Genomic DNA, 5,220 nt, shown 5'->3' on the forward strand with positions numbered 1-5,220 from the left:
CGCGCACTGCCACGAGTTCATCGACTTTGATCAGTCGTGCCAGCAGCAGGGCATCGCGGGCATCGGTTTTGACCTTGTCCCCGGAAGGGCGCAGGAGCTTCGACGGGGCCGCGACGGTCACCGGGTAGTGCATGCCCGCGAGGGTGCGTGCGAGGCTGAATCCGGTAGGACCGGCTTCGTAGGCGACCGCGACGGGTCCGTGGTCGGCAGCGATCCCGTTGATCCATGTCGTGACGGCTTCGTTCCCGCCGGGGAGTTTCGCTTCGAGGACTTCACCCGTGCGGGTGTCGAGGGCTGTTGCGCGGATGGATCGTGCGTGCACATCCAGTCCGATCGCAGTACGCTGGGTAAACATCAGGGCCTCCGCTGCATGTCGGCATCCCCGAGCCGTTCTCGGGGATGATCCACGAATCTGCACCGTGAGGCCCTGATCCGCAAGAGGCCTGGCGAAAAAACCTCTTACTCATAGGGTCTAGGCCGGCGGGAACAGCAGGGTTCCGCCTATCGACACGGCGATGATCACCAAGGTGGACAGCAACCCCAGCAGCAATGAACGTCCGCCGGTTTTTACGATGCTGCGCAGGTGGACCCCGAGCCCCAAGGCGAACATGGCCGCGGCAAGCAGGAGCGTCTGCGCGCTGGCCGCAGCTGCAAGCCACGCCTCGGGAACCAGCCCGGTGGTGCGCAGCAGCATTGCCACCAGGAACCCGAGCACGAACAGCGGCACCAGTGGCGGGTACTTGCCGCCTTGCACCGATTGGCGCCGCCGCATGAAGACGCCGACGCCGGCAATGATTGGAGCCAGCAGGACCACCCGGGCCAGCTTGACGGTCACCGCCACGGCCAAGGCGCCGGCACCTACCGACCCGCCGGCGGCGACGACTTGTGCGACCTCATGGGTGGACGCGCCGATGAGCATGCCGATGCTGCGTTCATCCAGCCCGAGCAGCAAGCCCACCGCGGGCATGAGCGGAATCATCAATGTCCCGAAGAGCACTACCAGCCCGATCGCGGTGGCGACCTGATCCTGCTTGGCCTTGACGACGTTCTCCGCACCTGCGACCGCGGCGGCACCGCAGATGGAGAAGCCGGTGGCGATGAGCAGACGCTGCGGCAGTTCCATGCCGAGCTTCTTGCCGATCCACAAGGTGGCCAAGAACGTGATGCCAACCGAGAGAGCCACCACCAGCAGTACCCCGGGGCCCAGGCCGAGGATGGTGCCCAGCGAGAGCTGCAAGCCCAGCAGTACAATGCCCAGGCGCAGCAGCTTCTTGCCGGCAATTGCCGTGCCGGGGGCAAAAGCCTGCGGAACCGGGGCAAGATTGCGCCACAGCGCACCGAGCAGGATAGCCAGCAGCAGGGCGCTCAGGCCATGGATGTAGCGGCTGGCGAACATGCACAAGATGCCGGCGGCAAGGCAGAGGAGCAGTCCCGGAAGAGCAGGAGCAAAACGCGAAGCAGGTTTTCGATGTCCGGACTGGTCAGGTTTGGTGATGGCAGATTCTTCGACGGGACTTGTGGAGTCGTGGATGGAAATAATTGTTCTCCGGCTTGGCGAATTGCGGTATACCACTTCTTGCTATCGCGGACATATGATCATGATATGGAAAGCAGCTCGTCATCTCTCGAAGACATTGCCCGCTGGATTCAACCCTCCTCATTGGAGTTGCTGGTCGGCATAGCCGATCACGGGAGCCTGAGCGCCGGTGCCCGTGCGGCCGGGATGGCGCAGCCAAATGCCACCCGCGCATTGAAAACGTTGGAGCGCCGGCTGGGATACCAGCTTGTGGCACGCAAGACCACCGGATCGCGCTTGACCGCAGAGGGAGTGCTGACCGTCCAATGGGCTCGTGAAGTCCTGGACAGCCTGGAAACCTTCGCCGCTGGCGCGCGCTCGCTGGCTGAAACCGGAGAGGGAGAGCTGGAATTCGGAGCCAGCATGACGGTGGCTGAATTCTTGGCGCCAAATTGGATCGGACTACTGCATCGTGCCCTGCCACGAGTCATCCCTCGAATGAAGATCATGAATTCCCAAGATGTTATTCGTGCAGTGCAGCAGGAGGAATTGGGACTAGGATTCGTGGAGACCCCTCACATTCCTCTGGGCCTGAAAAGCCGGCAGGTACTTCACGATGAAATGCTCGTGGTCACGTCGCCTTCACATGCTTGGGCACAACGGAAGGAACCGCTGAGCCTGCACGAATTGCAAAGCACGGCGCTGATAGAACGCGAGGAAGGCTCCGGCACCCGGGCATTCTTGGATTACATTGCCCATGCTGAACGCCCGAATCCGGTCGCTGTCTTCAACTCGAACGCAACGATTTGCCAGTGCGTGGCGCGCGGAATGGGGCCCGCTGTGCTCAGCCATTTGGCGGTAGAGAGCCAGTTGGAGCAGGGGCTGCTCGTCGAGATCCCGTTTGCTGGGCCGGCGCTGTTGCGCGAGCTGCGGGCGATATGGCCTGCGCACCGTGTCTTGAAAGCGACCGAGCAGAAGCTGCTTGAGATTTCCGTGGAATCACGGATTGCGCAGGGCTAGCCGGAGATCCAGGCCCCGGCTTGGAACTGTGCGGACTTGGCCAGGAGGCGGACAGCAAGCTTCCCATCAAGGATGCAAGGGCGGCCATTTGTACCGGGCCGTGAGCTCCCGGTACAAGCCTCCGGACTTAGAGATTCAAGATCTCGTTGTTGAGCAGGCCCGACAGTCGCTGGACGCCTTCGTCGATGGTCTTCTCGTCAACGGAGCAGAAAGCCAATCGCAGCTTGTTGTCGGCTTGGCCGCTCGGGCTGAATGCCGCGCCTGGGATGAAGATGACCCCGGCCTTCACGCCCTGCTGCAGCAACGCGTAGGTGTCAATGCCTTCAGGCAAGGTCAACCAAACGAAGAAGCCGCCTTCGGGACGAGTATGGGTGACGCCTGCCGGCAGGTACTTGGCCAATGCTTCGAGCATCGCGTCGCGGCGGGAACGGTACAGGTCGTTGTACTTGGTGATCTGCCCCTTCCAATCATGCTCGTTGAGGTAGGCGCTGATGATCATCTGGTTCAAGGTCGGTGGGCACAGGGCTACCGCCTCGCCGGCCAGGTAGAAGCGGCGGAAAAGGTGGGTCGGGACCGCTGCCCAGCCGATGCGCAGGCCGGGCGCGAAGATCTTGGAGAAGGAACCCATGTAGATGACGTTTTCCGGGTCCAGGCTCCGCAGGGTAGGCGCAGGGGTTCCCTCGTAGCGCAGCATTCCGTACGGGTTGTCTTCCAGGATCAGGATGCCGGCTTCGCGGCAGATGTCCACGATTTCCTGGCGGCGTTCGGCCGCCAGAGTGATCCCTGATGGGTTGTTGAAGTTCGGGATGGTGTAGAGGAATTTGATGCGCTCGCCGGCGGCGCGCAATTCGGCGATGCGCGCACGCAAGGCGTCAGGAATCAAGCCATTTGCATCGGTGCCCACGGGGCGGGCGGACACCTGGTAGGCCTCGAAGGTATTCAGGGCCCCGACATAGGTCGGATCTTCGCAGAGCACAGTGTCTCCGGGATTGCAGAAGACCTTGCAGGCCATGTCCTGTGCTGACTGGGAGCCGTTGGTGACCACGACATCTTCGACCCCCACGTTCGTGATGCCTTCAGCTGCCATGACATCGATAATTTGTGCACGCAGTTCAGGAGTGCCAAGTCCGGAGCCGTATTGCAATGCTTCGGGACCCTGCTCGACGATGATGCGCCGGGCCATTTCACCGACCTTTTCCAGCGGGAGCAGCTGCAGGTAGGGGTTGCCTCCGGCCAGGGATACCAGGGAAGGGTCCAAGGAGAGCTCGAATACGTCGCGCACCGCGGACTGCTTGATTCCGGCCGCGCGCTCGGATAGCAAGGATTCGTGCGAAGTGGTCAGCGATTCTGATGCGGTGGTCATGGTTCTCCTCGGCAAGGCTCCCGGGGCGGGGGAGCGGGGTTCCTGCGCTGGGTGCGGCACAAGAATTGTTTTCAAATAGAATACTTTGGTATTCCAGCAGGAAATTCAAGGCTTGGCAAGAGCTGCACTTTCAGCAACGTGGTTCTCTGCTCCAGCGCGAGGCGTTGCGTTCCTCGATACTCAGCTGGCCCAGTGCCGCATTGACGCGGCTATGAAGTGTCTCGGCTAGAATTCGGGGCTTGCTGCCGGGCAGCCAGCACTGCCCGGCCAGGAGGACCAGCAAATCGACGCAGTCCGCCGAGGCCCGGAAATTTCCGGACCGGAACTGGGCAATGGCAGCATCGATGATCATCAGGGACGAATCCAGCGCACTGTCGGCAGCTTGCGTGCTGCGTTGCCCGCTGGAAACCTGGCGCTCCCGCACCACCAGGTTGCGAACCTCGGCGATCTTCCTGGGAATAGAAACCACTGCTCGGTACGCCCGGTTCTGGACGCCCATGAGTTGCAACGGACGCAGGGCAACCACAAGCAAGCCGATAACGACGAACGTCGACAGGCCGGCAAGGCCAAGCTTCGCCAGCAAGATTCCCGCAGTGATGGCTATCCCGGCGATCCCGAGGATCATTGCGAAAAGTGCAAGGCCGCCGAAACGTGGCTTCTTCGGTTCCGGGCCATGAGCCCGGATGCTGATAATCCGGTCGAGCTTCGCGCGGATTTCGGCCACGTTGGGAACACCCAAACTGCCTTGGGAGATCCGCTGGGCGTTTCGCCATAACTGGATGCGCCGGCGGCTGCGCAGGACCTGGAAGATCTGCCAACCGGCCAGCAAGGGAAGGGCGAGGGCGAAAAAGAGCAGCGCTGCGGTACCCAAGGTAATGTCCCCGGCTTGGTACATGCCGTAAGCGCCCAGCCATGCGAACAGGGAATAGCCCGGGACCCGGATGAGCAGGCGATCCCACCAAACGACCTCCTGCGGGGCGCTGGCGGATTCGCTGGCTGGTTGGCTCATTTCTCGGTTTCGGTGCGGGAATCCAGCCACTGCTGGATGGCGCTTGGGCGAATGCGGCGATGGGTGCCGCGGTATTCCACTGGAATGATCCCGGCGTCGGCCAGCTTGCGCAGGTAGCTGTTGGAGATTCCGGCCATTTGGGCTGCTTGGGAAGTATTAAGGAGCAGCTCGGGTGTGCCGATGCTGACGGACTCGCCATCTGCAAACCGTGAAAGCACCTCGATCAGCGCCTGGTGCGCTTCTTTGGGCAACTTCAACGCGGTGCCGTTGACGAACACGGTCGTGTCATCCGACTCGTCCAGCGCGCGGCGG

The 5,220-nt window shown here is 62.0% G+C and carries 6 protein-coding genes; 1 reads left to right on the forward strand and 5 read right to left on the reverse strand.

Annotated elements, in window-relative coordinates:
* Both ACNPM8_RS10620 and ACNPM8_RS10625 read right to left on the reverse strand, forming a co-directional pair.
* A partial coding sequence (locus ACNPM8_RS10620; RefSeq protein ID WP_448939795.1) for an IS110 family transposase occupies positions 1-355 on the reverse strand: 355 nt, incomplete at its 3' end.
* A gap of 117 nt (positions 356-472) precedes the next feature.
* Positions 473-1,573 (reverse strand): YeiH family protein, encoded by a 1,101-nt coding sequence (locus ACNPM8_RS10625; protein ID WP_448939818.1) that lies wholly within the window; start codon positions 1,571-1,573, stop codon positions 473-475.
* Positions 1,574-1,603: 30 nt separating this feature from the next.
* Here ACNPM8_RS10625 and ACNPM8_RS10630 point away from each other — a divergent pair, with 30 nt between their 5' ends.
* On the forward strand, positions 1,604-2,536 hold the full coding sequence (locus ACNPM8_RS10630; RefSeq protein ID WP_332727529.1) for a LysR family transcriptional regulator: 933 nt from the start codon (positions 1,604-1,606) through the stop codon (positions 2,534-2,536).
* Positions 2,537-2,663: 127 nt separating this feature from the next.
* On the opposite strand, the gene ACNPM8_RS10635 is transcribed toward ACNPM8_RS10630, so the two are convergent.
* The 3 genes from ACNPM8_RS10635 to ACNPM8_RS10645 all read right to left on the reverse strand — a co-directional run.
* The gene (locus ACNPM8_RS10635) at positions 2,664-3,899 is read right to left on the reverse strand and encodes an aminotransferase-like domain-containing protein (RefSeq protein ID WP_448939819.1); all 1,236 of its coding nucleotides are present in this window, start codon (positions 3,897-3,899) and stop codon (positions 2,664-2,666) included.
* Positions 3,900-4,029: 130 nt separating this feature from the next.
* Positions 4,030-4,908, reverse strand: a complete 879-nt coding sequence (locus ACNPM8_RS10640) for a hypothetical protein (RefSeq protein WP_448939820.1) — start codon at positions 4,906-4,908, stop codon at positions 4,030-4,032.
* On the reverse strand, positions 4,905-5,220 hold a 316-nt coding region (locus ACNPM8_RS10645), incomplete at its 5' end, for a helix-turn-helix domain-containing protein (RefSeq protein WP_448939821.1). The genes ACNPM8_RS10640 and ACNPM8_RS10645, both read right to left, overlap by 4 nt.

This window comes from Glutamicibacter sp. AGC46, from assembly GCF_053543715.1.